The sequence below is a fragment of the Mesorhizobium sp. M0001 genome, assembly GCF_040324255.1.
In the GTDB taxonomy this organism is placed as follows: domain Bacteria; phylum Pseudomonadota; class Alphaproteobacteria; order Rhizobiales; family Rhizobiaceae; genus Mesorhizobium.
Map to the genome: position 1 here is coordinate 510,754 of NZ_JAMYVS010000004.1, position 19,646 is coordinate 530,399.

The 19,646-nt window shown below is 61.7% G+C and carries 32 protein-coding genes; 1 reads left to right on the top strand and 31 read right to left on the bottom strand.

The genetic code is table 11. The annotated features are described in order from the left end of the window. Positions 1 to 22 precede the first annotated feature (22 nt). The 3 genes from NKK50_RS15325 to NKK50_RS15335 all read right to left on the bottom strand — a co-directional run bounded on the left by NKK50_RS15325 (position 23) and on the right by NKK50_RS15335 (position 3,887). Entirely contained in the window at positions 23 to 853 is an 831-nt protein-coding gene (locus tag NKK50_RS15325; protein WP_023682594.1) for an aspartyl/asparaginyl beta-hydroxylase domain-containing protein, read from the bottom strand. 182 nt (positions 854 to 1,035) lie between these two features. Then, positions 1,036 to 2,346 carry a replication-associated recombination protein A gene (locus tag NKK50_RS15330; RefSeq protein ID WP_023738901.1) on the bottom strand — a complete coding sequence of 437 codons (1,311 nt, stop codon included), beginning with the start codon at positions 2,344 to 2,346 and terminating at the stop codon, positions 1,036 to 1,038. Between the two features lie 47 nt (positions 2,347 to 2,393). Beyond that, positions 2,394 to 3,887 carry a DegQ family serine endoprotease gene (locus NKK50_RS15335; RefSeq protein WP_023835263.1) on the bottom strand — a complete coding sequence of 498 codons (1,494 nt, stop codon included), beginning with the start codon at positions 3,885 to 3,887 and terminating at the stop codon, positions 2,394 to 2,396. Positions 3,888 to 4,027: 140 nt separating this feature from the next. Here NKK50_RS15335 and NKK50_RS15340 point away from each other — a divergent pair, with 140 nt between their 5' ends. Continuing rightward, positions 4,028 to 4,654 (top strand): hypothetical protein, encoded by a 627-nt coding sequence (locus NKK50_RS15340; RefSeq protein WP_023752307.1) that lies wholly within the window; start codon positions 4,028 to 4,030, stop codon positions 4,652 to 4,654. 82 nt (positions 4,655 to 4,736) lie between these two features. On the opposite strand, the gene rplQ is transcribed toward NKK50_RS15340, so the two are convergent. The 28 genes from rplQ to NKK50_RS15480 form a co-directional block, all read right to left on the bottom strand. Continuing rightward, positions 4,737 to 5,168, bottom strand: a complete 432-nt coding sequence (gene rplQ / locus NKK50_RS15345; protein ID WP_023691248.1) for a 50S ribosomal protein L17 — start codon at positions 5,166 to 5,168, stop codon at positions 4,737 to 4,739. A 101-nt stretch (positions 5,169 to 5,269) separates the two neighbouring features. Continuing rightward, the gene (locus NKK50_RS15350) at positions 5,270 to 6,280 is read right to left on the bottom strand and encodes a DNA-directed RNA polymerase subunit alpha (RefSeq protein WP_023682599.1); all 1,011 of its coding nucleotides are present in this window, start codon (positions 6,278 to 6,280) and stop codon (positions 5,270 to 5,272) included. Positions 6,281 to 6,382: 102 nt separating this feature from the next. Then, complete coding sequence (rpsK, locus tag NKK50_RS15355; protein WP_023825601.1) at positions 6,383 to 6,772, bottom strand: 30S ribosomal protein S11; 390 nt, start codon at positions 6,770 to 6,772, stop codon at positions 6,383 to 6,385. Positions 6,773 to 6,898: 126 nt separating this feature from the next. Continuing rightward, a complete protein-coding gene (gene rpsM / locus NKK50_RS15360; RefSeq protein WP_006205445.1) occupies positions 6,899 to 7,267 on the bottom strand; it encodes a 30S ribosomal protein S13 in 369 nt (122 codons plus the stop codon). Positions 7,268 to 7,478: 211 nt separating this feature from the next. Then, positions 7,479 to 8,087 carry an adenylate kinase gene (locus NKK50_RS15365; RefSeq protein WP_023701778.1) on the bottom strand — a complete coding sequence of 203 codons (609 nt, stop codon included), beginning with the start codon at positions 8,085 to 8,087 and terminating at the stop codon, positions 7,479 to 7,481. Beyond that, complete coding sequence (secY, locus tag NKK50_RS15370; protein ID WP_023672761.1) at positions 8,084 to 9,424, bottom strand: preprotein translocase subunit SecY; 1,341 nt, start codon at positions 9,422 to 9,424, stop codon at positions 8,084 to 8,086. The genes NKK50_RS15365 and secY overlap by 4 nt, the downstream gene beginning before the upstream one ends. 257 nt (positions 9,425 to 9,681) lie before the next feature. Then, positions 9,682 to 10,152 carry a 50S ribosomal protein L15 gene (gene rplO / locus NKK50_RS15375; RefSeq protein ID WP_023672760.1) on the bottom strand — a complete coding sequence of 157 codons (471 nt, stop codon included), beginning with the start codon at positions 10,150 to 10,152 and terminating at the stop codon, positions 9,682 to 9,684. Positions 10,153 to 10,174: 22 nt separating this feature from the next. Beyond that, positions 10,175 to 10,372, bottom strand: coding sequence for a 50S ribosomal protein L30 (gene rpmD / locus NKK50_RS15380; protein ID WP_006205449.1), 198 nt, complete (start codon positions 10,370 to 10,372; stop codon positions 10,175 to 10,177). 24 nt (positions 10,373 to 10,396) lie between these two features. Next, positions 10,397 to 10,960, bottom strand: a complete 564-nt coding sequence (gene rpsE, locus NKK50_RS15385) for a 30S ribosomal protein S5 (RefSeq protein WP_006333394.1) — start codon at positions 10,958 to 10,960, stop codon at positions 10,397 to 10,399. 154 nt (positions 10,961 to 11,114) lie between these two features. After that, entirely contained in the window at positions 11,115 to 11,474 is a 360-nt protein-coding gene (gene rplR, locus NKK50_RS15390; RefSeq protein WP_023682602.1) for a 50S ribosomal protein L18, read from the bottom strand. 140 nt (positions 11,475 to 11,614) lie between these two features. Next, the gene (gene rplF / locus NKK50_RS15395; protein WP_023682603.1) at positions 11,615 to 12,148 is read right to left on the bottom strand and encodes a 50S ribosomal protein L6; all 534 of its coding nucleotides are present in this window, start codon (positions 12,146 to 12,148) and stop codon (positions 11,615 to 11,617) included. A 41-nt stretch (positions 12,149 to 12,189) separates the two neighbouring features. Further along, positions 12,190 to 12,588 carry a 30S ribosomal protein S8 gene (gene rpsH, locus NKK50_RS15400; protein WP_006205453.1) on the bottom strand — a complete coding sequence of 133 codons (399 nt, stop codon included), beginning with the start codon at positions 12,586 to 12,588 and terminating at the stop codon, positions 12,190 to 12,192. 12 nt (positions 12,589 to 12,600) lie between these two features. Next, positions 12,601 to 12,906, bottom strand: coding sequence for a 30S ribosomal protein S14 (rpsN, locus tag NKK50_RS15405; RefSeq protein ID WP_010909282.1), 306 nt, complete (start codon positions 12,904 to 12,906; stop codon positions 12,601 to 12,603). A 27-nt stretch (positions 12,907 to 12,933) separates the two neighbouring features. After that, positions 12,934 to 13,533 carry a 50S ribosomal protein L5 gene (gene rplE / locus NKK50_RS15410; RefSeq protein ID WP_023672755.1) on the bottom strand — a complete coding sequence of 200 codons (600 nt, stop codon included), beginning with the start codon at positions 13,531 to 13,533 and terminating at the stop codon, positions 12,934 to 12,936. Beyond that, on the bottom strand, positions 13,526 to 13,840 hold the full coding sequence (rplX, locus tag NKK50_RS15415) for a 50S ribosomal protein L24 (protein WP_013531428.1): 315 nt from the start codon (positions 13,838 to 13,840) through the stop codon (positions 13,526 to 13,528). Before rplX ends, rplE begins: the two co-directional genes overlap by 8 nt. Before the next feature lie 12 nt (positions 13,841 to 13,852). Continuing rightward, a complete protein-coding gene (gene rplN, locus NKK50_RS15420) occupies positions 13,853 to 14,221 on the bottom strand; it encodes a 50S ribosomal protein L14 (RefSeq protein ID WP_006205457.1) in 369 nt (122 codons plus the stop codon). 72 nt (positions 14,222 to 14,293) lie between these two features. Continuing rightward, a complete protein-coding gene (gene rpsQ / locus NKK50_RS15425) occupies positions 14,294 to 14,533 on the bottom strand; it encodes a 30S ribosomal protein S17 (RefSeq protein ID WP_010909280.1) in 240 nt (79 codons plus the stop codon). Positions 14,534 to 14,544: 11 nt separating this feature from the next. Beyond that, on the bottom strand, positions 14,545 to 14,745 hold the full coding sequence (rpmC, locus tag NKK50_RS15430; protein WP_006205459.1) for a 50S ribosomal protein L29: 201 nt from the start codon (positions 14,743 to 14,745) through the stop codon (positions 14,545 to 14,547). A gap of 13 nt (positions 14,746 to 14,758) precedes the next feature. Beyond that, positions 14,759 to 15,172, bottom strand: a complete 414-nt coding sequence (gene rplP / locus NKK50_RS15435) for a 50S ribosomal protein L16 (protein WP_006205460.1) — start codon at positions 15,170 to 15,172, stop codon at positions 14,759 to 14,761. A gap of 26 nt (positions 15,173 to 15,198) precedes the next feature. Then, positions 15,199 to 15,924, bottom strand: a complete 726-nt coding sequence (rpsC, locus tag NKK50_RS15440; protein ID WP_023672753.1) for a 30S ribosomal protein S3 — start codon at positions 15,922 to 15,924, stop codon at positions 15,199 to 15,201. Beyond that, positions 15,924 to 16,313, bottom strand: a complete 390-nt coding sequence (rplV, locus tag NKK50_RS15445; RefSeq protein ID WP_006205462.1) for a 50S ribosomal protein L22 — start codon at positions 16,311 to 16,313, stop codon at positions 15,924 to 15,926. The genes rpsC and rplV overlap by 1 nt, the downstream gene beginning before the upstream one ends. Before the next feature lie 2 nt (positions 16,314 to 16,315). Then, positions 16,316 to 16,594 (bottom strand): 30S ribosomal protein S19, encoded by a 279-nt coding sequence (gene rpsS, locus NKK50_RS15450; protein ID WP_006205463.1) that lies wholly within the window; start codon positions 16,592 to 16,594, stop codon positions 16,316 to 16,318. A 16-nt stretch (positions 16,595 to 16,610) separates the two neighbouring features. After that, on the bottom strand, positions 16,611 to 17,444 hold the full coding sequence (rplB, locus tag NKK50_RS15455; protein WP_023706515.1) for a 50S ribosomal protein L2: 834 nt from the start codon (positions 17,442 to 17,444) through the stop codon (positions 16,611 to 16,613). A 22-nt stretch (positions 17,445 to 17,466) separates the two neighbouring features. Continuing rightward, positions 17,467 to 17,760 carry a 50S ribosomal protein L23 gene (locus tag NKK50_RS15460; protein ID WP_023672751.1) on the bottom strand — a complete coding sequence of 98 codons (294 nt, stop codon included), beginning with the start codon at positions 17,758 to 17,760 and terminating at the stop codon, positions 17,467 to 17,469. Further along, entirely contained in the window at positions 17,757 to 18,377 is a 621-nt protein-coding gene (gene rplD / locus NKK50_RS15465; RefSeq protein ID WP_023672750.1) for a 50S ribosomal protein L4, read from the bottom strand. The genes NKK50_RS15460 and rplD overlap by 4 nt, the downstream gene beginning before the upstream one ends. Then, a complete protein-coding gene (gene rplC / locus NKK50_RS15470; protein WP_023691244.1) occupies positions 18,377 to 19,105 on the bottom strand; it encodes a 50S ribosomal protein L3 in 729 nt (242 codons plus the stop codon). Before rplC ends, rplD begins: the two co-directional genes overlap by 1 nt. A gap of 61 nt (positions 19,106 to 19,166) precedes the next feature. Beyond that, positions 19,167 to 19,475, bottom strand: a complete 309-nt coding sequence (gene rpsJ / locus NKK50_RS15475; RefSeq protein WP_010909272.1) for a 30S ribosomal protein S10 — start codon at positions 19,473 to 19,475, stop codon at positions 19,167 to 19,169. 69 nt (positions 19,476 to 19,544) lie between these two features. Next, positions 19,545 to 19,646, bottom strand: a 102-nt coding sequence (locus NKK50_RS15480; RefSeq protein ID WP_152536282.1) for an EF-Tu C-terminal domain-related protein, incomplete at its 5' end; no start/stop codon positions are given.

Consider the following 19,646-nt stretch of genomic DNA (forward strand, 5'->3'; position numbering starts at 1 on the left):
CCAATCCCTTCAGGCCAACGCCTCAGGTCGTCTCGACCTTCTTTGCCTTGCTCGAGCCGATCATCTTCCAGTTCTTGTAGAACATGGAATTGATGCGCTCGACGGTGACCGAAACGATGGCCAGAAGTCCGGCGATGAAGCCGGGGAACGGCGACGGGCGGATGATGTCCATGAACACGCAGTAGCGGCGTCCGTCATACTCGTTGACCGAGCGGTGCAGCAGCGTGTCGTCGAAAATATAGAGTGGGTTGTCGTGCCAGTAATTCCTGGCGCCGTTGCATTCGACGAAAACCTCTGCCTTCACCGGCAAGAGATTGTAGAGGATGCGCAGGCTGAGCCGCAGCGGTCCGAAATGCCAGGAAGTCGATTCCTTGCCTCTGAAGACAGACACGGCAATGGTCTTGATGTATTTGAAATCCTTGTTGAATTCTGCGACATTGTCGATCCGGTGCTTGCCGTACCACTGATAGACATACATGCCGCGACGACCGGTGCCGAAATTGGCGTCGATATCGGCGATGATCTCGTCCTTGCGCGCCTTGAAGACGTCAAGAACCTCGTTGACCTCGCGCTGATAATCGGCAGGAAACTGCTCCAGCTTCCACACACCCGGGTTGCGGTAGCAAACGAGGTCCACCAGCAGATTGAAGGGCGACAGCAGCCAGGTGAAGATGCCATTGCCGAGGAAATAGCCGCGCAACAGCGACAGATCCTTGCTGGCGTTGCGCAGCACATCGATCAGGCCGCAGACGATCCAGATCGTGGTCAGGATCGGAATGAAATAGAAGCCGAGCGCGAGCAGCGGGACAGCAATCACAGCCTGGCGAAGCGTCTTGCGAAGGGATTTTGTCATTTCTGTTCGCGCGGCGCGCTGTCCCCGTTCCGAATTATCGCCCGTCCTGGCAGCCTCCCGGCCGAGTCATGCGACGTGATAGGGCTTTTTGTCATGCGGTACAATCACACTGCTGTGACTGGCGGGGACAGAATTTCAGTTCATCGCGGGCAGGCCGAGTTCGTCCCGTTTGTCCCGCGCGCCTATTTTTCCCGCTCGCTGCGCAGCTTTGCCCAATAGTCCAGCCGTTTCTTGATATCGCGCTCGAAGCCGCGTTCGGGCGGATCGTAAAAGGTCTGCCGGCCCATCTTTTCGGGGAAATAGTCCTGGCCGGAAAAGGCATCGGGCTGGTCGTGATCGTAGCGGTAGCCGGCGCCGTAATCCTCCTCTTTCATCAGCTTGGTCGGCGCGTTGAGGATGTGCTTGGGCGGCAGCAGCGAACCGAACTCCTTCGCCGCCCGCGTGGCTGCCTTGAAGGCGGTATAGACGGCGTTGGATTTGGGCGCGGTGGCGAGATAGACGGTGGCCTCGGCGAAGGCCAGTTCGCCTTCGGGCGAGCCGAGGTAGTCGTATGCGTCCTTGGCGGCGTTGGCGATAACCAGCGCCTGCGGGTCGGCCAGCCCGATATCCTCCATCGCCATGCGCACCAGCCGGCGGCCGAGATAGAGCGGATCCTCGCCGGCGTCGAACATGCGGGCAAGATAATAAAGCGCCGCGTCCGGATCGGACCCGCGCACCGACTTGTGCAGCGCCGAGATCAGATTGTAGTGACCGTCCTGGCCCTTGTCATAGATCGGCGCGCGGCGCTGCACGATGCGCTGCAACCCTTCGGGATCAAAAACCTCGCCGGGTTTGGCGGCGCGCCAGACTTCCTCCGCCAGCGTCAGCGAGGCCCGGCCGTCGCCATCGCTCATGCGGATGAGCATCGCCCGCGCCTCGTCGTCGAGCGGCAGCGCCCTGCCCTCCGTCTCCTCCGCCCGCGTCATCAGCTTGGCGATGCTGTCCTCGCCCAGCGAGTGAAACACCAGCACCCGCGCTCGCGACAGAAGCGCGGCGTTCAGCTCGAACGATGGATTTTCGGTGGTGGCGCCGACCAGAACAACTGTTCCATCCTCCATGACCGGGAGGAAAGAGTCCTGCTGGGCACGGTTGAAGCGATGGATCTCGTCGACGAACAGCAGCGTCTGGCGGCCATTGGTGCGGCGCAGCTTCGCTGCTTCGAACACTTTCTTCAGGTCGGCGACGCCGGAAAACACCGCCGATATCTGCTCGAAAGCAAGACGGGTCTCGCCGGCCAGCAGCCGCGCAACGGTAGTCTTGCCGGTGCCGGGTGGCCCCCAGAAAATCATCGAGCCGAGCGAACCGGAGTTGATGAGCCGCGTCAGTGCGCCGTCGGGGCCGGTCAGATGCTCCTGGCCGACGACCTCGCCAAGGTTTTTCGGGCGCAGCCGATCGGCCAAAGGCCGGCCGGGCGGCGCTCTTTCCGGTTCATCGACGCTGAACAGATCGGCCATCTAGGTCTTCTGGTTGGAGCACGATCCTCAGAAATGGGAAGATCGCCTCAGTAACGCAACACCTGGCGCAGTATCTGCCCGCCGCGCTCGACGGTAAAGCGCCACCAGCGCGTATCCTGCTGGGCAAGCTGCGCCAGTGTCGCCGCCGTATCGACGGTGCTGCCGTTCACCTCGCGCACGATGTCGCCGGGCTGGAAGCCGAAATCGGCAGCCGGCGAATCGCGGTTGATGTCGACCACGGTGACGCCCTTGAGGTCGGTGCGCAGGCCAAGCCGCTGGGCGAGCCTGGGCGACAGTTCCGCGACCTTGGCGCCGGAGAATGGGCTGCGGCCATGCAGCGTCACTTCCGACGCCTTGGCGCCTTCCGGCGCGCGCTCCAGTGCAATCTCCATCGTCGCCTGCTGGCCCTTGCTCAGGATGGCGAAGGTCGCCTTGGTGCCGATCGACAGGGTCGCCATGCGGTAGTCCAGCGCCTCGATGCCTTCGACGGTCGTGCCATTGAGCTGCAGCACGACGTCGCCGGGCTTCAGCCCTGCCTTGGCCGCCGGTCCGGCTTCCTCGACCGACGACACCAGCGCGCCGGTCGGCTTCTCCATGCCAAGCGATTCGGCGATCTGCGGTGTGACCGCTTCGAACTCGGCGCCTATATAGGGCCGCTCGAAGAAATCGAGCCCGGCCTTGGCCGCGTCGGCGAAGGCGCGCACCATGTTGGCCGGGATGGCAAAGCCGATGCCGATCGAGCCGCCGCTGCGGCTGTAGATGGCGGTGTTGATGCCGACCAGCTGGCCGCCCATGTTGATCAGCGCGCCGCCGGAATTGCCGGGATTGATGGCGGCGTCGGTCTGGATGAAGTAGCCCGAATCCGAAACGCCGATATGGCTGCGGGCAAGCGCCGACACGATGCCGCTGGTGGTGGTCTGGCCGACGCCGAACGGATTGCCGATGGCCAGCACCAGGTCGCCGACCTCGAGCGCGTCGGAATCGCCGATGGCGATCACCGGAAAGGGCTTGTCGGAGTTGATCTTGAGCACGGCGAGGTCAAGCGTCTCGTCCTTGAGCATGACCTTCGAGGTGAATTCGCGCCCGTCGGCGGTCGCGACCTTGACCTCGTCGGCATCCTTGATCACGTGGAAATTGGTGACGACGACGCCGCTTGGATCGACCAGCACGCCCGAGCCGAGCGATGATTGCGCGCGCGGCTGCGCGCGGCCGAAGAATTCCTCGAAGAACGGATCGCCGTCGAAGGGCGACGTGACCTTGGCCGTCTGCGAAGCATAGACATTGACCACCGCCGGCGCCGTCTGCTTGACCAGGGGCGCAAACGACAGCTGTACCTCTTCGCGGCCGAACGGCACGCGCTTGTCGGGACCGGAGGTGCCGTTCTCGCCTTCGACGCCATGCAGGAGGTCGGTCAGCACATCGGAGAGCCCCGGATCGGCTGGCTTGGCGGCGTCCTCGGCCAGAGCCTGCCTGACTGTCGGCGCGGCTGCGAACGCCATCATGGCGAAGAGCAGAACAAGAGACAGTCGGTTGGCGCGCATTCGCGAATCCTCCAAGGCAAGTTCGGGGGCATTGTCCCGACGATTGTGCAAAATGAAAGGCTAAGCCGCTGAAATACGATTATTTTGGGCATCAAAGCAGCTATAGGTCGACTTGAAACTGAAAACCTTCGTCGGCCCTCATGAAAAAACAACTCCTGTCATTCCGTGACTTTTTGAAGACCGGCACTTTTGGGCCTGTTTTCCCTTCTCTGAAAATGATCGACATCGCCGGTATGCTAGGTCCGCCTGACGGCTGGATCACTGAACATGCAGAGACGATTCCGGTCTATTGGACTTTCGGAAAGCTCGAAATTTCCTTTGATGAAGAAGCACCTCATTGGATGAACTGGTTTCAGATCGAAGAAGCGGGCTATCTCGAAGGTGATTTTGAGGTTCTCACCGATCGCCTTGTGCTCTCATTGGATGGGTTCAGTGGAGAGACGACACCTTCGGAATTCTTGACTGCCGGCCTTTGGGCTCCAGAAGAGGCAGCGGTGTTCTACGCCGCCTTGAGCGACGAAATATTGCTGAACATCTGCGCGGGTCCCGTTCAGATTCATTTCCGAGTCGATACAGACTTCATCGAAGATGGGGACGCCCAAAAATACCTGACCAATTCCAACGTGTCGCGAGTGGTCAGCGATATAGATTCCCGCGCCACCCTCGACAGTATCTATTCCTATCCCCAACCGGCGTTCGAAGAGATCCCCGGCGCCTTCAATTGGAATCTGCTTAGCGGTCGCGACTACCTGATGCTTACTCGCTAAACGTAAGACACGCTAAACGTAGGACGCCGGTAACAAAAAGGGGCCCGAAGGCCCCTTGAAGTCATTCCTGAAAAACCGAGCCTTATGCGGCAGTGGCTTCCTCGTTGGCGCCTTCGGCTTCGAGGCGGGCGCGGTCGCCGGCGCCCTTGGCGTCGGTGTCGCGGTCGACGAACTCGATGACCGCCATGGCGGCATTGTCGCCGTGGCGGAAGCCCGCCTTCATGATGCGCAGATAGCCGCCGTTGCGGTCGGCGTAGCGCGGCGCAATCGTGTCGAACAAACGCTTGACGACGCCTTCATTGCCGATCTGGGCAATGACCTGGCGGCGCGCATGCAGGTCGCCGCGCTTGCCGAGCGTCACCAGCTTCTCGACGATCGGACGCAAATCCTTCGCCTTCGGCAGGGTGGTGACGATCTGCTCATGCTCGAGCAGCGACACGGCGAGGTTGGCGAACATCGACTTGCGATGGCTAATGCTTCGGGCGAAGCGGCGGCCTTTAAAACCGTGGCGCATGGCTCTTTTCCTTCAGTTGTTCAAGAGGCCACGGCCTCTGATGGTTTTCCGCATGACCGTCGGATCGAGCGGCCCACGCCGCCGATCCTTGGACTTCATGCTCAATATTGGTCTTCGTAACGCTTGGCGAGGTCTTCGATGTTTTCCGGCGGCCAGTCCGGCACTTCCATGCCGAGGTGCAGGCCCATCGCCGCGAGCACTTCTTTGATCTCGTTCAGCGACTTGCGGCCGAAGTTCGGGGTGCGCAGCATCTCGGCTTCGGTCTTCTGGATGAGATCGCCGATGTAGACGATGTTGTCGTTCTTCAGGCAGTTGGCCGAACGCACCGAAAGCTCGAGCTCGTCCACTTTCTTGAGCAGCGCCGGGTTGAAGGCGAGCTCGGTGACGGCCTCGGTGGCGACTTCCTTCTGCGGCTCGTCGAAATTGACGAACAGGCCAAGCTGGTCCTGCAGGATGCGGGCAGCGAATGCCACCGCGTCCTCGCCCGAGATCGAACCGTCGGTCTCGATGGTCATGGTCAGCTTGTCATAGTCGAGAACCTGGCCCTCGCGGGTGTTCTCGACCTTGTAGGAGACCTTCTTGACCGGCGAATACAGGCTGTCGACCGGGATCAGGCCGATCGGCGCGTCTTCGGCGCGGTTGCGGTCTGCCGGCACGTAACCCTTGCCGGTGTCGACTGTGAATTCCATACGGATTTCAGCGCCCTCGTCCAGCGTGCAGATGACGTGGTCGGGGTTGAGGATCTCGACGTCGCCAACCGTCTGGATGTCGCCAGCCAGAACCGCACCCGGGCCCTGCTTGCGAACGACCATGCGCTTGGGACCATCGCCTTCCATGCGGATGGCGATTTCCTTGATGTTGAGGACGATGTCGGTCACGTCCTCACGCACGCCGGCAATCGACGAGAATTCATGCAGAACGCCGTCGATCTGCACGGCGGTGACAGCCGCACCGCGCAGCGAAGACAAAAGCACGCGGCGCAGCGCGTTGCCGAGCGTCAGGCCGAAGCCACGCTCGAGCGGCTCGGCGACCAGCGTGGTCAGCGTCTTCTTCTTCGACGAGAACTCGATCTTGTTCGGCTTGATCAGTTCCTGCCAATTTTTCTGGATCATGATGCTTTCCTTCCGTTGACCCGCCACCATCCAATCGTGGCGGGCGACCTGGAGTGCCGTGGAGGAGCGCCTTGAGGCGCTCACGCGGCGTTCGGTAATGTCTTAGACGCGGCGCTTCTTACGCGGGCGGCAGCCATTGTGCGGGATCGGCGTCACATCACGGATCGAAGTGATGGTGAAGCCGGCCGCCTGCAGGGCGCGAAGCGCCGATTCACGACCGGAGCCGGGTCCGCAGACCTCGACTTCGAGCATGCGCATGCCGTGTTCCTGGGCCTTCTTGGCGACGTCTTCGGCAGCCATCTGGGCGGCGAACGGGGTCGACTTGCGCGAACCCTTGAAGCCCTGGGCACCGGCCGACGACCAGGCAATGGAATTGCCCTGCGCGTCGGTGATGGTGATCATCGTGTTGTTGAAGGTCGAATTGACGTGGGCAACGCCCGACGAGATGTTCTTGCGTTCGCGACGGCGAACACGAGCGGCGTCCTTGGCCATGATAGTCCTTTCAGTTGATCTCTACACCGCCGTAATGCCAGCGGCTCCACCTTTGAAAGCGAGTAGTGAATAGGGACTAGCGAATAGGGACCCCTACTCGCTAATGGCTACTCGCTATTCGCTCACTTACTTCTTCTTGCCGGCGATCGACTTGGCCGGGCCCTTGCGGGTGCGTGCATTGGTGTGCGTGCGCTGGCCGCGAACCGGCAGCGAACGGCGGTGACGCAGACCGCGGTAGCAGCCGAGGTCCATGAGACGCTTGATGTTCATCGACACTTCGCGGCGCAGGTCGCCTTCGACCTGGTAGTCGCGGTCGATGGTCTCGCGGATCTGCAGCACTTCCGCGTCGGTCAACTGGTTGACGCGGCGCTCGGCCGGGATGCCGACCTTGTCGACGATCTCCTGGGCGAACTTCTTGCCAATGCCGTGAATGTACTGAAGCGCAATGACGACGCGCTTGTTGGTCGGAATGTTGACGCCGGCTATACGAGCCATATTCTTCTCTTCTCCATGTGGGACCGGCCGGCCTTCAAAACAAGGCATGCGCGGCGCTGTTCAAATTACCCCGCGTCCGGTGGAGGCCGGCCCTTGCGGGAGTTCCCTAGTTTCAATGCGGCTGCCTTGCCCTTGCGGACAAGCAAGCCTCATGCCTGATAGGAAGACGGGCCGCCATAACCCAGCGAACCGTTCCAGTCAAGCGCAATCTTTACTTTACCGTAACGGTCTCCCGCGTCACCGCCGCGAGCAGCGCTTCAATCTCCGCCGTCACGGTGTCGACAGGAGCCATGCCGTCGACACTCCTAAGCGAGCGTTTGGCGTAATAATAGCCGATCAGCGGCGCCGTCTTCTTGTAATATTCCCGCAGGCGCTCTTCGAACACCACCGGATTGTCGTCCTTGCGCACCGGCTGTCCGGCGGCCTTGGCGTCGTCGGCGCGCTTGACGATGCGGCCGACCAACGCTTTGTCGTCGACGACGAACTCGATCACGGCATCGAGGCCAATGCCGCGCTCGGCGAGCATCGATTCAACCGCATCAGCCTGCACCAGCGTGCGCGGATATCCGTCGAGGATGAAACCGTTGGTGCAATCGGGCTGGTCGATGCGCTCGGCCACGATCGCGTTGACAATGGCGTCGGAAACCAGCTCGCCGGCATCCATCACCGCCTTGGCGCGCTTGCCGACTTCAGTGCCGGCCTGTACGGCGGCCCGCAGCATGTCGCCCGTCGACAGCTGCGGTATGCCGTATTTTTCTACCAGTCTTTGTGCTTGCGTCCCCTTGCCCGCTCCTGGCGGCCCAAGCAATATCAATCTCATCTGGCCTTCTTCCCCCCGCGCAGCTTCGACTTCTTGATCAGGCCCTCATACTGGTGCGCGATCAGGTGACCCTGGATCTGCGCCACCGTATCGAGGGTTACACTGACCACGATCAGAAGCGATGTGCCACCGAGGTAGAATGGTACGCCAGTCGCCGAAATCAGGAACTCGGGCAGCAGGCACACCAGCACCAGATAGATGGCGCCGACGACGGTGATGCGCGTCAGGACATAGTCGATGTAATCGGCGGTGCGCTCACCCGGACGGTAGCCCGGAATGAAGCCGGAATGCTTCTTGAGCTGGTCGGCGGTGTCCTTCGGATTGAACACGATGGCCGTGTAGAAGAAGGCGAAGAACACGATCATTGCCGCATAGAACAGCATGTAGAGCGGCTGGCCGTGGCCGAGCGAGGCGAGCACGGTGCTTGCCCAGGCCGGCAGGTTTGTCGTCTGCGAGAAGCCGGCGACCGTTGCCGGCAGCAAAAGCAGCGACGACGCGAAGATCGGCGGAATGACGCCCGACGTGTTGAGCTTCAGCGGCAGATGCGAGGTATCGCCCTGGAACATGCGGTTGCCGACCTGGCGCTTCGGATACTGGATCAGCAGGCGGCGCTGCGCGCGCTCGAAGAACACGATCAGCGCGATGACGATTATGGCCAGCACGATGATCGCGAGTATCAGCCCGGTCGATAGAGCGCCGGTGCGGCCGAGCTCCAGCGTGCCGGAGATGGCGCGCGGCAGGCCGGCGACGATGCCGGAGAAAATGATCAGCGAAATGCCGTTGCCGATGCCGCGGGCGGTGATCTGCTCGCCCAGCCACATCAGGAACATGGTGCCGCCAACCAGCGTGACGACGGTCGAGATGCGGAAGAACATGCCGGGATCGTTGACGATGCCGTTGCCGCCTTCCAGGCCCACCGAAATGCCGTAGGCCTGCACCAGCGCCAGGAGTACCGTGCCGTAGCGCGTGTACTGGTTGATGACCTTGCGGCCCTGCTCGCCTTCCTTTTTCAGCGCCTCCAGCGACGGAATGACCGAGGTCATCAGCTGCATGATGATGGAGGCTGAGATGTAAGGCATGATGCCGAGCGCGAAGATCGCCATGCGCTGCACGGCGCCGCCGGCGAACATGTTGAACATGCCGAGCACGCCCTTGGCCTGCGAAGAGAAGGCCTGCGCGAATGCATCCGGATTGATGCCGGGCAGCGGGATATAGGTGCCGAGGCGATAGACGAGCAGCGCGCCGACGGTGAACCAGATTCGCTTCTTCAGGTCCTCCGCCTTGGCGAAAGCCGCAAAATTCAGATTCGAGGCTAGTTGTTCAGCAGCCGAAGCCATGCCTGATTCTCCGCTAGAGCATGATGCCGAAAAGTGTGAAGCGGTTTTCGGACAACGTCATGCGCTACTTCTTTGATTTGTATGTCACGCTCGATGCCCGCAGCTCAGGCGGCGCGTGGCACCGAAGCTCACGAGATAAGCTCCGGGCTCTAAACATGCAAGCGGCCGCGTTGACGCGGCCGCCTAATTGATCGGATCAAAGCGCAATCGTGAACAAAAACGGATACCGTTCCTGCCGGCCGCGCTTCAAATTGCCGTTACTCCGCTGCCGCTTCCGGCAGCTTGACCGAACCGCCGGCCTTTTCGATCTTCTCGATCGCGGCCTTGGAGGCGCCGGCGACGTCGAAGGCAAGCTTTGCCTTGAGCTCGCCGTCCGAGAGGATGCGCACGCCGTCCTTGACGCGGCGGATGACGCCGGCGGCAACGAGTGCCTCGGCCGTCACGGTCGCCTTGGCGTCGAGCTTCTTGGCATCGAGCGCCGTCTGGATACGAGCCAGCGACACGACGACAAAGCTCTTGGCGAAGATGTTATTGAAGCCACGCTTCGGCAGGCGCCGATAGAGCGGCATCTGGCCGCCCTCGAAGCCGTTGATGGCAACGCCGGAGCGCGCCTTCTGGCCCTTGACGCCGCGACCGCCGGTCTTGCCGGAGCCGGAGCCGATGCCACGGCCGAGACGCTTCTTGGAGTGCGTCGCGCCGTCCTTGTCACGCAGATCGTTGAGTTTCATCTGGGTTCTCCTGCGCTTTTGCTCAGCCCTCGTCCACGACGCGGACGAGATGCTGGACGGCAGCGATCATGCCGCGCACCGAGGGAGTGTCCTCCAGCGTGCGCTGCTTGTGCATCTTGTTGAGGCCGAGGCCGACCAGCGTTGCGCGCTGTTCCTTCGGGCGGCGGATCGGCGAACCGATCTGCTCAACGGTGATGGTCTTGGTTGCTTTCTTGGCCATGGTCAAAATCCCTGGTCAGATCGACTATTCTTCAGCCGCAACGGCGGTGCCGCGGCGGGCCTGAAGGGTCGAATACTTGATGCCGCGCGCAGCAGCCACATCCTTGGGATGCATCTGGCTCTTTAGCGCGTCGAATGTGGCGCGAACCATGTTGTAGGGGTTCGACGAACCCATCGACTTGGCGACCACGTCATGCATGCCAAGCGTCTCGAAGACAGCGCGCATCGGGCCGCCGGCGATGATGCCGGTACCCTGCTTGGCAGCGCGCAGCAGCACGCGTCCGGCGCCCCAGCGTCCTTCGACGTCGTGGTGCAGCGTGCGGCCCGAGCGCAGCGGCACGAAAATCATGTCGCGCTTGGCCGACTCGGTTGCCTTGCGGATCGCTTCCGGCACTTCGCGCGCCTTGCCGTGACCGAAGCCGACGCGGCCCTTCTGGTCGCCGACGACGACGAGTGCTGCAAAACCGAAGCGACGGCCGCCCTTGACGACCTTGGCGACACGGTTGATGTGGACGAGCTTGTCCACCATGCCGTCATCGCGTTCTTCACGATCGCGGCCGCGGCCGCCATCCCTACGTTCCTGTGCCATATCCTGTTCCTTGTTTTTTTCCGGAAGCACGGTTGCTGATAAAATCCGGTGCGCCTCTTTGGGTCACCGGGGGCGAGTTATTTTTCCTTGCATGATCTTGTCCGAAAAGTCTGCAACTTTTTGCTGCGCTGACCTTCGGTTCGGGAACAGGCAATTAGAAGCTCAGACCGCCTTCACGGGCAGCCTCGGCCAGCGCCTTGACGCGGCCGTGATAGATGTAGGCGCCGCGGTCGAAGACGACTTCCTTGACGCCGGCCTTCGAAGCACGCTCGGCGATCAGCTTGCCAACAGCGGCTGCTGCCTCGGTGTCGGCGCCGGTCTTGAGCGAACCCTTGAGGTCCTTCTCGAGTGTCGATGCAGCCGCGATGGTATGGCCCTTGGCGTCGTCGATGACCTGCACGTAGATGTTCTTCGACGTGCGGTGAACCGAGAGACGCGGACGTTCGCCGGCGACCTTCTTGATCTGGCGGCGGACGCGCTGCGCGCGGCGCTGGATGGATTCCTTGGTAGCCATGATAGTCTTCCTTGCCTTCAAAAAACGGGGGCCGCCATGTGCGGTAGGCGAAAGCGCCTCCCGCGACCGCTCCCCGCGGCGTTGCACTTCTTTGGCTTGGCCTTTTCCGAAAAGTCTGCAACTTTTCGGGGCCAGGCTTACTACTTCTTCTTGCCTTCCTTGCGGACGATCTTCTCGCCGGCATAGCGGACACCCTTGCCCTTGTAGGGCTCGGGACCGCGATACTCGCGGATCTCGGCTGCAACCTGGCCGACCTGCTGCTTGTCGATGCCGGTCACGGTGATTTCCGTCGGCTTCGGCACGGTGATCGTGATGCCGGCCGGCGTCTCGTAAACGACGTCGTGGCTGAAGCCAAGCGCCAGCTGCAGGTTCTTGCCCTGGAGTGCCGCGCGATAGCCGACGCCGGTGATCTCGAGCTTCTTCTCGAAACCGTCCTTGACGCCCTGCAGGATGTTGACGATCTGCGTGCGCGACATGCCCCACTTGGAGCGGGCGGTCTTGGTCTGGTCGCGCGGCTGGACAGCGATTTCGCTGCCTTCCATCTTGACCAGCACTTCGTCGTTCACCACGAACTTCAGCTCGCCCTTGGGGCCCTTCGCCGTCACGGTCTGGCCGTTGACGGTCGCGGTCACGCCCTGCGGCAGCGAAACGGGTTTCTTTCCAATACGAGACATTTGGTTGTCCTCGTCACTTCTCTTGTTTCAGGTCTGCCGAATTAGAAAATCTGGCAGAGGATTTCGCCGCCGACATTCTGTTCGCGTGCTTCGTGATCGGCCATCACGCCCTTCGGCGTCGAAAGGATGGCGATGCCGAGGCCGTTGGCGACGTGCGGGATCGACTTGGCCGAGACGTAAACGCGGCGGCCAGGCTTCGAGACGCGGGCGATTTCGCGCACGACCGGAGCACCGTCGAAATACTTCAGCTCGATTTCGATTTCGGACTTGCCGTTGTCGAAGTCGGTCTGGCTGTAGTCGCGGATATAGCCTTCAGCCTTCAGCACGTCGAGGACGCGGGTACGCAGGCGCGAGGCCGGCGTCGAAACGCTCGACTTCTTACGGCCATACGCGTTGCGGATGCGGGTCAGCATATCGCCGAGAGGATCGCTCAATGACATGTTATGTCCTCCTTACCAGCTCGACTTGACCAGGCCCGGGATCTGGCCGTTATTGCCGAGATCACGAAGCGCGATGCGCGATACTTTGAGCTTGCGATAATAGGCGCGCGGACGGCCGGTAACTTCGCAGCGGTTGCGGATGCGGATCTTGGCCGAGTTGCGCGGCAGGGCAGCAAGCTTCAGCTGAGCGCGGAAACGCTCTTCCATCGGCTTGGACTGGTCCATGATGATCGCCTTGAGCGCTGCGCGCTTGGGACCGTACTGGTCGGCAAGCTTGCGGCGCCTGTTGTTCTTCTCGACTGAGCTGGTCTTTGCCATTTCAGATTTTTCCTTTTCTCGCTGCCGTTACTGGCGGAAGGGGAAGTTGAAGGCCTTGAGCAATGCCCTGGCTTCGTCGTCCGTCTTCGCAGTCGTACAAACGATGACGTCCATGCCCCAGATCTGATCAACCTTGTCGTAGTTGATCTCCGGGAACACGATGTGTTCCTTGATGCCCATGGCGTAGTTGCCACGGCCATCGAAGCTCTTCGGATTCAGTCCGCGAAAGTCGCGGACGCGCGGCAGTGCGATGTTCACGAGACGGTCGAGGAACTCGTACATGCGTTCCTTGCGCAGCGTGACCTTGGCGCCGATCGGCATCTTCTCGCGGACCTTGAAGCCGGCGATCGAATTACGGGCGCGGGTGACGACGGCCTTCTGGCCGGCGATCATCGCCAGGTCTTCGGCCGCGATCGAAGGCTTCTTCGAATCCGCGGTCGCTTCGCCGACGCCCATGTTCAGCACGATCTTGTCGATGCGCGGAACCTGCATCTCGTTCTCGTAGCCGAACTGCTCCTGCAGCGCCTTGCGGATGGTCTCGTTGTAGACCTGCTTGAGGCGCGGCGTGTTCTGGGCCTTGGACTGTTTGCTTTCAGCCTTGGGCTTCGTGGTTTGAGCCTTAGCCATTGATGACTTCTCCCGAGCGCTTGGCGACGCGCACCTTCTTGCCGTCCTTCTGGAAGATGAAGCCGACGCGGGTCGGCTTGCCATCCTTGGGGTCGGCCAGCGCGATGTTCGACAGCTGGATCGGCGCTTCCTTGGTGATGATCCCGCCCTCTTGGGACTGGGACTGCTTCTGGTGACGACGGATCATGTTGACGCCGCGCACCAGCGCGGTGTCTTCCTTCGGCTGAACCGAAAGGACTTCGCCCGAACGGCCCTTGTCCTTGCCGGCCAGCACGACGACCTTGTCGCCTTTTCTAATCTTTTGCATTGGTCCGGCTCCTTACAGCACTTCAGGCGCGAGCGAGATGATCTTCATGTGGTTCTTGGCGCGGAGTTCGCGCGGAACCGGTCCGAAGATACGCGTGCCGATCGGCTCTTTCTTGTTGTCGACGAGAACGGCCGCGTTCTTGTCGAAACGGATCACGCTGCCGTCCGGGCGGCGGATGTCCTTGGCCGTGCGAACCACGACCGCCTTCATCACATCGCCCTTCTTAACGCGGCCGCGCGGAATGGCTTCCTTGATCGACACCACGATGATGTCGCCTACGGAAGCGTATTTCCGCTTCGAGCCGCCCAGCACCTTGATGCACATGACACGACGGGCGCCTGAATTATCCGCGACGTCGAGGTTTGTTTGCATCTGAATCATGACTGGCCGCCTTCTTCTCTTCTAACGGGACGGGCTCAAAGCCCCTCCCCGGTCTGTCCAAAATTCGGTTTGTTACGCCTGGTCCGAAGACACGACGATCCAGCGCTTATCCTTTGAAATCGGCTTCGATTCCTGGATGAACACCTGATCGCCGACCTTGTGGGCGTTGTTCTCGTCGTGCGCCTTGTACTTCTTGGTCATGCGCACGGTCTTCTTCATCACGGGATGCGTGAAGCGCCGTTCGACCTTGACGACTACCGTCTTCTCGTTCTTGTCGCTGACGACAGTGCCCTGCAGAATGCGCTTTGGCATGATTTTCGTCCTTAAGCCTTCTTGGCCGCGGACTTTTCCGCAGCGATGGTCTTGATACGCGCAATGTCCTTGCGAACCTGCCGCACGCGCGCGGTCTTCTCGAGCTGGCCGGTGGCCTTCTGGAAGCGCAGGTTGAACTGCTCCTTCTTCAGGCTGGCCAGATCGTCGGTCAGCTGGTCCTGGGTCTTGGTCCGGATGTCTTCGGCTTTCATGATCAGCCCGTCCTTATTCTGCGATGCGCTGTACGAAGCGCGTCCTGACCGAGAGCTTGGCCGCGCCGAGACGCAGCGCCTCACGGGCGGTTTCTTCGTTGACGCCGTCGATCTCGAACATGATGCGGCCCGGCTTGACGCGCGCCGCCCAGTAATCGACAGCGCCCTTGCCCTTGCCCATGCGCACTTCGGTCGGCTTCGACGTCACCGGCACATCAGGGAAAATACGGATCCACACGCGGCCGGCACGCTTCATCTCACGAGTGATCGCGCGGCGGGCCGCCTCGATCTCACGCGCGGTGACGCGGTTCGGCTCAAGCGCCTTCAGCCCGAAACCACCGAAATCCAGGTTGGTGCCGCCCTTTGCGGTACCATGGATACGGCCCTTGAACTGCTTGCGGAACTTTGTGCGCTTTGGCTGCAGCATCGTTCTAACTCCAAATTCCTAAATAATCAGGCGTTTTCGCGACGACGACCGCGTTCGCGATCACCACCACCGCCATGCGCAGCATCACCCTCGGTCGCGCGACGCTCCGAAGCCATCGGATCGTGCTCGAGGATTTCGCCCTTGAACACCCAGACCTTGACGCCGCAGATGCCGTAAGCCGTGTGCGCTTCGGCCGTGCCATAGTCGACATCGGCGCGCAGCGTATGCAGCGGCACGCGGCCCTCGCGGTACCATTCCATGCGCGCAATCTCGGCGCCGCCGAGACGGCCGGCGCAGTTGATGCGGATGCCTTCGGCGCCCAGGCGCATGGCCGACTGAACGGCGCGCTTCATGGCGCGGCGGAAGGCGATACGACGCTCGAGCTGCTGGGCGATCGACTGGGCGACCAAGGTCGCGTCGATTTCCGGCTTGCGCACTTCAACGATGTTCAAGTGCGTCTCGGACTTCGTCATCTCCATCAGCTTCTTGCGAAGCTTTTCGATGTCGGCGCCCTTCTTGCCGATGATCAGGCCCGGGCGCGCCGCATGGATGGTGACGCGGCACTTCTTGTGCGGGCGCTCGATCACGACCTTCGAAATCGCAGCCTGCTTGAGTTCCTTTTCAAGATATTTGCGGATCTTGATGTCCTCATGCAGCAGTTTGCCGTACTCGCCGGTGTTCGCGAACCAGCGCGAATCCCAGGTGCGGTTGATGCCGAGGCGCAGACCGATCGGATTGACTTTCTGGCCCATTATGCGGCCTCCCCTTTTTCTTCGACTTCACGAACGACGATCGTGAGGTGCGAGAACGGCTTTTCGATACGGCTGGCGCGACCGCGGCCACGAGCATGGAACCGCTTCATGACGATCGACTTGCCGACATAGGCTTCCGCCACGATCAGCGCATCGACGTCAAGGTCGTGGTTGTTTTCCGCGTTGGCGATCGCCGATTCCAGCGTCTTCTTGACCGTGCCGGAAATCCGCTTGGCCGAGAATTCGAGATCGGAAAGCGCTGTCGCGACCTTCTTGCCGCGGATCAGCGCGGCAACCAGGTTCAGCTTCTGCGGGCTGATACGGATCGTGCGCAGAACGGCGCGCGCTTCGTTGTCAGCAAGCCTGCGCGGAGCTTTGGCCTTGCCCATGATTATTTCCTCTTCGCCTTCTTATCCGCGCCGTGACCGTAATAGGTCCGGGTCGGAGCGAATTCACCGAACTTGTGACCGACCATGTCCTCGTTCACCGAGACGGGAACATGCTTCTGGCCGTTGTAGACACCGAAGGTGAAGCCGACGAACTGCGGCAGGATGGTGGAGCGACGGCTCCACATCTTGATCACCTCATTGCGACCACCTTCACGAACCTTGTCCACCTTCTTGAGAAGGTAGCCGTCGATGAAGGGGCCTTTCCAAATAGAACGAGTCACTTGGCGTTACCTCTTCTTAGCTCTTGCGCTGATGGCGCGAGCGCAGGATGAACTTGTCGGTCGCCTTGTTGGACCGCGTCTTCTTGCCCTTGGTCGGCTTGCCCCACGGGCTGACCGGATGACGGCCACCGGAGGTGCGGCCTTCACCACCGCCATGCGGATGGTCGACCGGGTTCATGGTCACGCCGCGATTGTGCGGGCGCTTGCCGCGCCAGACCGTGCGGCCGGCCTTGCCGTCGTTGATGTTGCCGTGGTCGGGGTTCGACACGGCGCCGACGGTGGCCATGCAGGAGCCGTGAACGACACGCTGCTCGCCCGAATTGAGGCGCAGGATCGCCATGCCCTGGTCGCGACCGACCAGCTGGCCGTAGCCACCCGCCGAGCGGGCAACCTGGGCGCCCTTGCCCGGCTTCAGCTCGATGTTGTGGACGATCGTGCCGACCGGCATCGAGGCCAGCGGCATCGCATTGCCCGGCTTCACGTCGACCGATTCGCCGGCCACGATCTTATCGCCGGCGGCAAGGCGCTGCGGAGCGATGATGTAGGACAGCTCGCCATCGTCATACTTGATCAGCGCGATGAAGGCGGTGCGGTTCGGATCGTATTCAATGCGCTCGACCGTGCCGACGACGTCGAACTTGCGGCGCTTGAAGTCGATGATGCGGTACGAACGCTTGTGACCGCCGCCGATGAAGCGGGCCGTGATGCGGCCGTGATTGTTGCGGCCGCCCGACTTGGTCAGGCCTTCGGTCAGGCCCTTGACGGGCTTGCCCTTGTAGAGGCCCGAGCGGTCGACGATGACCAGCTGGCGGGTGCTCGGCGTTACCGGGTTGAATTTTTTAAGTGCCATGTTTCTGTCCTCGCGGCCTAGCTCAGAGACCCGTCGCGACGTCGATCGACTGGCCGTCGGCCAGCGTCACGATCGCCTTCTTGACGTCGCTCTGGCGGCCGATCGTGCCGCGGAAGCGCTTGATCTTGCCCTTGCGGACAAGCGTGTTCACGGCCGTAACCTTGACGCCAAACAGCGCTTCGACAGCAGCCTTGATTTCCGGCTTCGACGCCTTCTTGGCGACGTTGAAAACAACCTGGTTGTTCTCGGAAGCCATGGTCGACTTTTCGGTGATCGCCGGCGAGACGATCACGTCGTAATGACGGAGGTCGGTCATTTAAAGCGCTCCTCGAGAGCCTCGACGGCGGCCTTCGAAAGGACCAGCGTGCCGCGGCGCAGAATGTCGTAGACGTTGATGCCCTGGATGGGCAGCACGTCGATGTTCGGGATGTTGGTCGCCGCCAGCTTGAAGTTCTGGTCAAGCTCGGCACCGCCGATCACCAAGGCGTTGGTCAGGCCCAGCGTCGCGAAATTCGCGATCAGCGCCTTCGTCTTGGCCTCGGTCAGCTTCAGCTCGTCGATGATGATGATCGACGCGCTCTTGGCCTTGGCCGAGAGAGCATGCCGCAAGCCCAGAGCGCGCACCTTCTTCGGCAGATCGTGCTCGTGGCTGCGAACGACCGGGCCGTGGGCCTTGCCGCCGCCGCGGAACTGCGGAGCGCGTGCCGAATGGTGACGGGCGCGGCCCGTACCCTTCTGCTTGTACATCTTGGCGCCGGTGCGCGCGATTTCGGCGCGGCCCTTGGCCTTGTGCGTGCCCTGCTGGCGCTTGGCCAGCTGCCAGCGCACGACGCGCTGCAGGATGTCCTCGCGCGGATCAAGGCCGAAAATCTCCTCGGAGAGTTTCACCTTGCCGGCGTCCTTGCCGCCAAGCGTTGTGATCTTGAGATCCATTATTCTGCTCCCTCTGCGGCCGGAGCCTCGTTCGTGGCAGCGCTCGCTGCAGCAACCGGGCGGATCGCGGCAGGCTTCGGCGCATTGGCCGGCAGTGCCACCTTGGCCGCATCGCGGACCAGGATCCAGGCGCCCTTCGATCCGGGAACCGCACCGCGGATCAGGATCAGGCCGCGATCGGCGTCGGTCGAAACGATCTCGACATTCTGTGTGGTGACGCGGGTGTCGCCCATGTGGCCAGCCATATGCTTGCCCTTGAACACTTTGCCCGGATCCTGACGCTGGCCGGTCGAACCGTGCGTACGGTGCGAAACCGAGTTACCGTGCGTCGCGCGGCCACCACCCATGTGATGGCGCTTGATGACGCCCTGGAAACCCTTGCCGATCGTCGTGCCCGTCACATCGACCTTCTGGCCGGCGACGAAGTGCTCGACGGTGATCTCGGCGCCGACATCGATCATGTTGTCGGCGGAGACGCGGAACTCGGCGACCTTCGCCTTCGGCTCGACGGAAGCGGTCGCGAAATGGCCGCGCATCGCCTTCGACGTGTTCTTCACCTTGGCAAGGCCAACGCCGAGCTGGACGGCCGTATAGCCGTTCTTCTCCTGCGTGCGCTGAGCCACGACCTGGCAGTTCTCCATCTGGAGAACGGTGACGGGAACATGTTCCCCGGCATCATTATAGATGCGGGTCATTCCCACCTTCTTTGCAATCACACCTGAACGCATCGGTTCAATTCCTTTAGAGTTCCGGGCCAGGGGCACCGCCCCTTACCGCGCTCTCATTCCCTTAGAGCTTGATCTCGACGTCGACACCGGCGGCCAGATCGAGCTTCATCAAAGCATCGACCGTCTGCGGGGTCGGATCGACGATGTCGAGCAGACGCTTGTGCGTGCGCATCTCGAACTGCTCGCGGCTCTTCTTGTCGACGTGAGGCGACCGGTTGACCGTGAACTTTTCGATCCGCGTCGGCAGCGGAATGGGGCCGCGGACGTTTGCTCCGGTGCGCTTGGCCGTCGACACGATTTCTTTCGTCGAGGCGTCGAGCACGCGGTGATCAAACGCCTTCAGGCGGATGCGGATATTCTGTCCGTTCATGCGTCACTTCCTTGTTCTGGCGCGGCGCGGGCAAATCCTGCGCCCGCGACAGATCGGTTTAAGTCCAAATTACTCTTTGATGGTGACGACGATGCCGGCACCGACGGTACGGCCGCCTTCACGGATGGCGAAGCGCAGCTTCTCTTCCATGGCGATCGGCACGATCAGCTC

Bases quoted from the DNA above. Each gene is read 5' to 3' on its own strand.
- NKK50_RS15325 (WP_023682594.1), bottom strand. From the start codon at position 853: ATGACAAAATCCCTTCGCAAGACGCTTCGCCAGGCTGTGATTGCTGTC.
- NKK50_RS15330 (WP_023738901.1), bottom strand. From the start codon at position 2,346: ATGGCCGATCTGTTCAGCGTCGATGAACCGGAAAGAGCGCCGCCCGGC.
- NKK50_RS15335 (WP_023835263.1), bottom strand. From the start codon at position 3,887: ATGCGCGCCAACCGACTGTCTCTTGTTCTGCTCTTCGCCATGATGGCG.
- NKK50_RS15340 (WP_023752307.1), top strand. From the start codon at position 4,028: ATGAAAAAACAACTCCTGTCATTCCGTGACTTTTTGAAGACCGGCACT.
- rplQ (WP_023691248.1), bottom strand. From the start codon at position 5,168: ATGCGCCACGGTTTTAAAGGCCGCCGCTTCGCCCGAAGCATTAGCCAT.
- NKK50_RS15350 (WP_023682599.1), bottom strand. From the start codon at position 6,280: ATGATCCAGAAAAATTGGCAGGAACTGATCAAGCCGAACAAGATCGAG.
- rpsK (WP_023825601.1), bottom strand. From the start codon at position 6,772: ATGGCCAAGGACGCCGCTCGTGTTCGCCGTCGCGAACGCAAGAACATC.
- rpsM (WP_006205445.1), bottom strand. From the start codon at position 7,267: ATGGCTCGTATAGCCGGCGTCAACATTCCGACCAACAAGCGCGTCGTC.
- NKK50_RS15365 (WP_023701778.1), bottom strand. From the start codon at position 8,087: ATGAGATTGATATTGCTTGGGCCGCCAGGAGCGGGCAAGGGGACGCAA.
- secY (WP_023672761.1), bottom strand. From the start codon at position 9,424: ATGGCTTCGGCTGCTGAACAACTAGCCTCGAATCTGAATTTTGCGGCT.
- rplO (WP_023672760.1), bottom strand. From the start codon at position 10,152: ATGAAACTCAACGATCTGCGTGACAAGGACGGCGCGACGCACTCCAAG.
- rpmD (WP_006205449.1), bottom strand. From the start codon at position 10,372: ATGGCCAAGAAAGCAACCAAGACCATCACCGTTGAGCAGATCGGTTCG.
- rpsE (WP_006333394.1), bottom strand. From the start codon at position 10,960: ATGGCACAGGAACGTAGGGATGGCGGCCGCGGCCGCGATCGTGAAGAA.
- rplR (WP_023682602.1), bottom strand. From the start codon at position 11,474: ATGGCTACCAAGGAATCCATCCAGCGCCGCGCGCAGCGCGTCCGCCGC.
- rplF (WP_023682603.1), bottom strand. From the start codon at position 12,148: ATGTCTCGTATTGGAAAGAAACCCGTTTCGCTGCCGCAGGGCGTGACC.
- rpsH (WP_006205453.1), bottom strand. From the start codon at position 12,588: ATGTCATTGAGCGATCCTCTCGGCGATATGCTGACCCGCATCCGCAAC.
- rpsN (WP_010909282.1), bottom strand. From the start codon at position 12,906: ATGGCAAAGACCAGCTCAGTCGAGAAGAACAACAGGCGCCGCAAGCTT.
- rplE (WP_023672755.1), bottom strand. From the start codon at position 13,533: ATGGCTAAGGCTCAAACCACGAAGCCCAAGGCTGAAAGCAAACAGTCC.
- rplX (WP_013531428.1), bottom strand. From the start codon at position 13,840: ATGCAAAAGATTAGAAAAGGCGACAAGGTCGTCGTGCTGGCCGGCAAG.
- rplN (WP_006205457.1), bottom strand. From the start codon at position 14,221: ATGATTCAGATGCAAACAAACCTCGACGTCGCGGATAATTCAGGCGCC.
- rpsQ (WP_010909280.1), bottom strand. From the start codon at position 14,533: ATGCCAAAGCGCATTCTGCAGGGCACTGTCGTCAGCGACAAGAACGAG.
- rpmC (WP_006205459.1), bottom strand. From the start codon at position 14,745: ATGAAAGCCGAAGACATCCGGACCAAGACCCAGGACCAGCTGACCGAC.
- rplP (WP_006205460.1), bottom strand. From the start codon at position 15,172: ATGCTGCAGCCAAAGCGCACAAAGTTCCGCAAGCAGTTCAAGGGCCGT.
- rpsC (WP_023672753.1), bottom strand. From the start codon at position 15,924: ATGGGCCAGAAAGTCAATCCGATCGGTCTGCGCCTCGGCATCAACCGC.
- rplV (WP_006205462.1), bottom strand. From the start codon at position 16,313: ATGGGCAAGGCCAAAGCTCCGCGCAGGCTTGCTGACAACGAAGCGCGC.
- rplB (WP_023706515.1), bottom strand. From the start codon at position 17,444: ATGGCACTTAAAAAATTCAACCCGGTAACGCCGAGCACCCGCCAGCTG.
- NKK50_RS15460 (WP_023672751.1), bottom strand. From the start codon at position 17,760: ATGACCGACCTCCGTCATTACGACGTGATCGTCTCGCCGGCGATCACC.
- rplD (WP_023672750.1), bottom strand. From the start codon at position 18,377: ATGGATCTCAAGATCACAACGCTTGGCGGCAAGGACGCCGGCAAGGTG.
- rplC (WP_023691244.1), bottom strand. From the start codon at position 19,105: ATGCGTTCAGGTGTGATTGCAAAGAAGGTGGGAATGACCCGCATCTAT.
- rpsJ (WP_010909272.1), bottom strand. From the start codon at position 19,475: ATGAACGGACAGAATATCCGCATCCGCCTGAAGGCGTTTGATCACCGC.